This is a genomic window from Kitasatospora putterlickiae (assembly GCF_039527695.1).
GTDB lineage: Bacteria > Actinomycetota > Actinomycetes > Streptomycetales > Streptomycetaceae > Kitasatospora > Kitasatospora putterlickiae.
Window position 1 is genome coordinate 3,079 of record NZ_BAAAKJ010000515.1, and the last position, 4,445, is coordinate 7,523.

Here is a 4,445-nt window from a genome sequence, read left to right on the forward strand (position 1 = left end):
GGGCCCGTCCCGTTCGCCGTTACCCGGCGCGTCCTCGGCCCGGCCTCGGCGCGTCCTCAGCGCGGGTAGGCGCCGTCCGGACGCTGGTGCCCGCAGCTCAGCTGGTTGCCCTCGTCGTCCGAGACCGTCCCGAACCACGAGGTGCACCAGACCGACACCGAGTCCGGCCAGTACTGCACCTCGAAGGGGTGACCGGAGCCGTAGTCCCCGTACGAGGTGACGATGAACGTCTCCCCCGGGCGCAGCCAGTAGTCCTCGCCCAGCGGCTCCAGGGTCAGTTCGAGCAGCCCGTCCGCCCGGTTGGTCACCGGCATCCGTCCGGTCACCTCCAGCGCGGAGAAGTCCCAGCCGCCGGTCTCCGCCCGCTCCTCCCTCATTCCGCCGCCACCCGCTCCAGCAGTCGCAGCGCCACCGCGTCGAACGCCTCCGGCGCCTCGATCGCGCTCAGGTGGCCGACCCCGGGCAGCACCGTCAGCTCCGCGTCCGGCAGCGCCCGCGTCATCAGCTCCGCCTCGGCGAGCGGCATCAGCGCGTCCTCGGCGCCCGCCACCACGGCGGCCGGCACCCGCAGCCCGGCCAGCACGTCCAGCCGCTCCGGGCGGGCCGCCATGGCCCGCTGCGCCCAGGCGACGGCGGCCGGCGGGGCGGCGGCGATCATCTCCCGCACCCGGTCGGCCAGGTGCTGCGAGTCCGGGCCGAGCTGGCCGTTCGCCATCCGCTCGTCGAGCAGCAGCCGGACGCTGTCGCGGGCCAGTACGGCGGAGGCGATCCGCTCCCGGTTCTCCCTGGCGGCCCGCGGGTCGGCGGTGGCCTTGGTGTTGGCCAGCAGCAGGCCGGCCAGCCGGTCCGGGTGGCGCTCGGCGAAGGCCATCGCCACGTAGCCGCCCATGGAGATCCCGCCGAGCACCGCCCGGTCGATCCCGGCGGCGTCCAGCAGCCGGACGACGTCGTCGGCGACGGCCTCCAGCGAGGGTTCACCGGAGCCCAGCCCGGCGCCGCCGAAGCCGCGCTGGTCGGGGGCGATCACCCGGGCCCGGTCCCCGGCCGGACCGGGCAGCTCGTCCAGTTGGGCGGACCACATGGCGGCGTTGAGCGGAAAGGCGTGCAACAGCACGAGGGGTGTTCCGGTACCGCTCTCGCGGACCGACACTGCGGAGGGGGGCTGGGTCATGGGGCCACCGTATTCCGGTGCGCCCGGCGGGCCCACTCAGCGGGCCGCCTTGTCCGCTTTGTCATAGCCTGACGGAGAGTGAGGGAGTCTCCATGATCGAGTTGCACGACCTGACCAAACGTTACGGCACGACCCTGGCCGTGGACCGGCTGAGCTTCAAGGTGCCCCAGGGCGTGGTCACCGGGTTCCTCGGGCCCAACGGCGCCGGCAAGTCCACCACCATGCGCATGATCCTCGACCTCGACCGCCCCACCGGCGGCCGCGTCACCATCGACGGCAAGCGGTACGGACAGCTCAGCGAACCGCTCAAGTACATCGGCGCGCTGCTGGAGGCCAAGGCCGTCCACCCCGGCCGCACCGCCCGCGACCACCTGCTCTGGCTCGCCCAGAGCAACCGGATCCCCGAACGCCGGGTGGACGAGGTGCTCGCCCTGGTCGGCCTCACCCCGGTCGCCCGCAAGCGCGCCCGCGGCTTCTCGCTCGGCATGGGCCAGCGCCTGGGCATCGCCAGCGCGCTGCTCGGCGACCCGGAGATCGTCATGTTCGACGAGCCGGTCAACGGCCTCGACCCGGAGGGCATCCTCTGGATCCGCAACCTCATGAAGCGCCTCGCCACCGAGGGCCGCACCGTCTTCGTCTCCTCCCACCTGATGAGCGAGATGGCCGTCACCGCCGACCACCTGGTGGTCATCGGCAAGGGCCGGCTGCTCGCCGATCTGCCGATGGCCGAGTTCATCCGCCGCAACTCCCGCTCCGCCGTGCGGCTGCGCAGCCCGCAGCCCGAGCGGCTGCTCGATGTCCTGGCCGGTGCCGGACTGCGGCACGAGCCCGGGCCGGACGGCTCCTACGAGGTGGTCGACGGCGACCTCGCCGCGCTCGGCGAGCTGGCCACCGCGAACGGCGTGGTGCTGCACGAGCTCAGCCCGCAGCAGGCCTCGCTGGAGGAGGCGTTCATGCAGATGACGGCCGACGCGGTCGAGTACCACGCCGGTGACGGGCCGGGCCGCGACGCGGCCGGCGCACCCGGCGCCTGGGGCGCCGACTGGCAGGGCGGCCGGGGCCGAGGACCGGCCGCCCGCGGCACGGAGGAGAACTGAGATGGCGTCCTTCCCCGCGGTCCTGCGCTCCGAGTGGACCAAGATCCGCAGTGTCCGCTCGACGGTCTGGACGCTCGCGCTGACCTTCGTGGTCACCCTGGTCGTCGGCGCGCTGCTGTCCCTGCTCACCAACAACAACTTCGAGGAGTTCCGCAGCGAGGACTCCCCCTTCGACGCCACCGGCACCGCCTTCGCCGGCATCATGCTCGGCGAGCTGGCCATCATCGTCTTCGGCGTGCTGGCGATCGGCAACGAGTACAGCACCGGGATGATCCGGGTCACCCTGGCCGCCGTCCCGCAGCGCGGCACCCTGCTCACCGGCAAGGCCGTGGTGCTCGGCGCGCTCGCCCTGGCCGTCTCGCTGGTGACGGCGTTCCTCACCTTCTTCGCCGGCCAGGCGCTGCTCGGCGACCACTCCACCTCACTGGGCGAGCCGCACGTGCTGCGGGCGGTGTTCGGCGCCGCGTTCTACCTCACCATGCTCTGCCTGTTCTCGGCCGGCGTCACCGCGATGCTGCACAACCAGACGCTGGCGCTGGGCGTCCTGGTGCCGTTCTTCTTCCTGCTCTCGCCGATCCTCTCGGCGGTGCCGGGCGCCAAGACCGTCGCCCACTACTTCCCCGACTACGCCGGCTCCCGGATGCTGCTGGTCTACGAGCAGCACGACCAGCCGTACGGGCCGTGGGCGGGCTTCGTCATCTGCCTGGCCTGGACGCTCGCCGCGCTGGTCGGCGGAGCACTGGTGCTGAAGAAGCGCGACGCCTGAGCGCCGGCCGGCCGGTCACGGATCAGTACCGGGGAGCGCCGCGGCCGCGGAGCAGGTTCGAGGCCCGGCGCTCCCGCGCGCCCCAGCAGGCCCGGTGCCAGTGCCGGCGGTCGTCCACCCCCGCGCCGTGCATCGGCCAGGCCACCAGGTGGCCCGTCCCGGGCGGGATCTCCTGGTCGCAGCCCGGGCAGCGGTAGCTCCGACCGGCCGTACCGGCGACCGTCTGCACCACCCAGTCGTCGCCCTGGTAGTTCTCGGTCCGGCGCATCGAGCCGCCCAGCGGTGCGGTCGGCTCCGCCCGGCCGGGGTCGGCGGCGCTCTTGATCCGGTTGCGTCGGGGCGACACGGCGGCTACCTCTCTACGGGTTGCGGGAACCGTTCCAGCCTACGGCCGGTCACCACTCATCCGGGCCACTATCACGGCATCGGAGGATGATCGGGTGTTTCTCCGGAGATCCACCCGTTTCTCTGGGAAATTGGTGCGCCGGCGTGCCATTGGCACATGACATCGGCTACTCACGAGGGGACAGGCGGGGCCCGCAGACCCTGCGCGCACCCGAGGAGGCCTCAGAATGACCAGAACCAGCACCCGCGCCCAGACCCGTCGGCCCGTCGGCGTCCGCCCGCCGGCCCCCGGCCCGACGCTGACCGCCACCGGCGCCACGGGCGTCACCGCCACCGCGGGCGCCCCGCTGCCGGCCGCCCAGCGCGCCGGCACCGCCACCGCGGACACCGCGCCGGTCCGGGTCGGCGCGTTCCTGCTCTCCGCGCAGTTCCCCGGCCAGACCCACGGCGAGGCGCTGGACCGCACCGTGCGCGCCGCCGTCGCGGCGGAGCAGGCGGGGCTGGACGGCGTCTGGCTGGCCGAGCACCACTTCGTCCCGTACGGGGTCTGCCCCAACGCCGCCACACTGGCCGCGCTGCTGCTCGGCCGCACCCGGCGGATCGGCATCGGCACGGCGGTCAGCGTGCTCTCCACCACGCACCCGGTGGCCCTGGGCGAACAGGCCGCGCTGCTCCACCTCACCTCCGGCGGACGCTTCACGCTCGGAGTGGGCCGCGGCGGCCCGTGGATCGACCTGGACGTCTTCGGCGGCGGCGTGGACGCCTTCGAGGGGGGCTTCCCGGAACGCCTCGACCTGCTGCTCCGCTGGCTGCGCGGCTCCCGGGTGGGCGCGGCCGGACCCCAGTTCAGCTTCCCCGAGGTGGCCGTGGTGCCCCGGGCCACCGAGCCGCCCCGGCGCCCGGACCTCGGCGCCTGGCTGGGCCTCGACGGCCGGACCGGCGTGCTGCGGTTGCCCCGTCAGCGCCAGGACGCCGACGGCCCCGCCGACGAACAGCTCACCACCGCCGGCCGCCCGCCGGCCGCTGATCGCGATCCCCGCCCGGTTCTCCGCCACGACCTCGGCAC

At 74.0% G+C, this 4,445-nt stretch carries 6 protein-coding genes; 3 read left to right on the forward strand and 3 right to left on the reverse strand.

All coding sequences use genetic code 11. The features are described 5' to 3' along the window. Window positions 1-56: 56 nt before the first annotated feature. Complete coding sequence (locus ABD308_RS38360; RefSeq protein WP_344345576.1) at window positions 57-377, reverse strand: hypothetical protein; 321 nt, start codon at window positions 375-377, stop codon at window positions 57-59. Beyond that, entirely contained in the window at window positions 374-1,171 is a 798-nt protein-coding gene (locus tag ABD308_RS38365; protein ID WP_344345578.1) for an alpha/beta fold hydrolase, read from the reverse strand. Before ABD308_RS38365 ends, ABD308_RS38360 begins: the two co-directional genes overlap by 4 nt. A gap of 92 nt (window positions 1,172-1,263) precedes the next feature. On the opposite strand from ABD308_RS38365, the gene ABD308_RS38370 reads away from it, so the two are divergent. Both ABD308_RS38370 and ABD308_RS38375 read left to right on the forward strand, forming a co-directional pair. Next, a complete protein-coding gene (locus tag ABD308_RS38370) occupies window positions 1,264-2,268 on the forward strand; it encodes an ABC transporter ATP-binding protein (RefSeq protein ID WP_344345580.1) in 1,005 nt (334 codons plus the stop codon). A 1-nt stretch (window position 2,269) separates the two neighbouring features. Then, entirely contained in the window at window positions 2,270-3,034 is a 765-nt protein-coding gene (locus tag ABD308_RS38375) for an ABC transporter permease subunit (protein WP_344345582.1), read from the forward strand. A 22-nt stretch (window positions 3,035-3,056) separates the two neighbouring features. On the opposite strand, the gene ABD308_RS38380 is transcribed toward ABD308_RS38375, so the two are convergent. Continuing rightward, window positions 3,057-3,380, reverse strand: a complete 324-nt coding sequence (locus tag ABD308_RS38380; protein ID WP_344345583.1) for an ATP/GTP-binding protein — start codon at window positions 3,378-3,380, stop codon at window positions 3,057-3,059. Between the two features lie 226 nt (window positions 3,381-3,606). Between ABD308_RS38380 and ABD308_RS38385 the strand changes: the two genes are divergently transcribed. Beyond that, window positions 3,607-4,445: LLM class flavin-dependent oxidoreductase (locus ABD308_RS38385; RefSeq protein WP_344345584.1), on the forward strand; the 839-nt coding region annotated here is incomplete at its 3' end.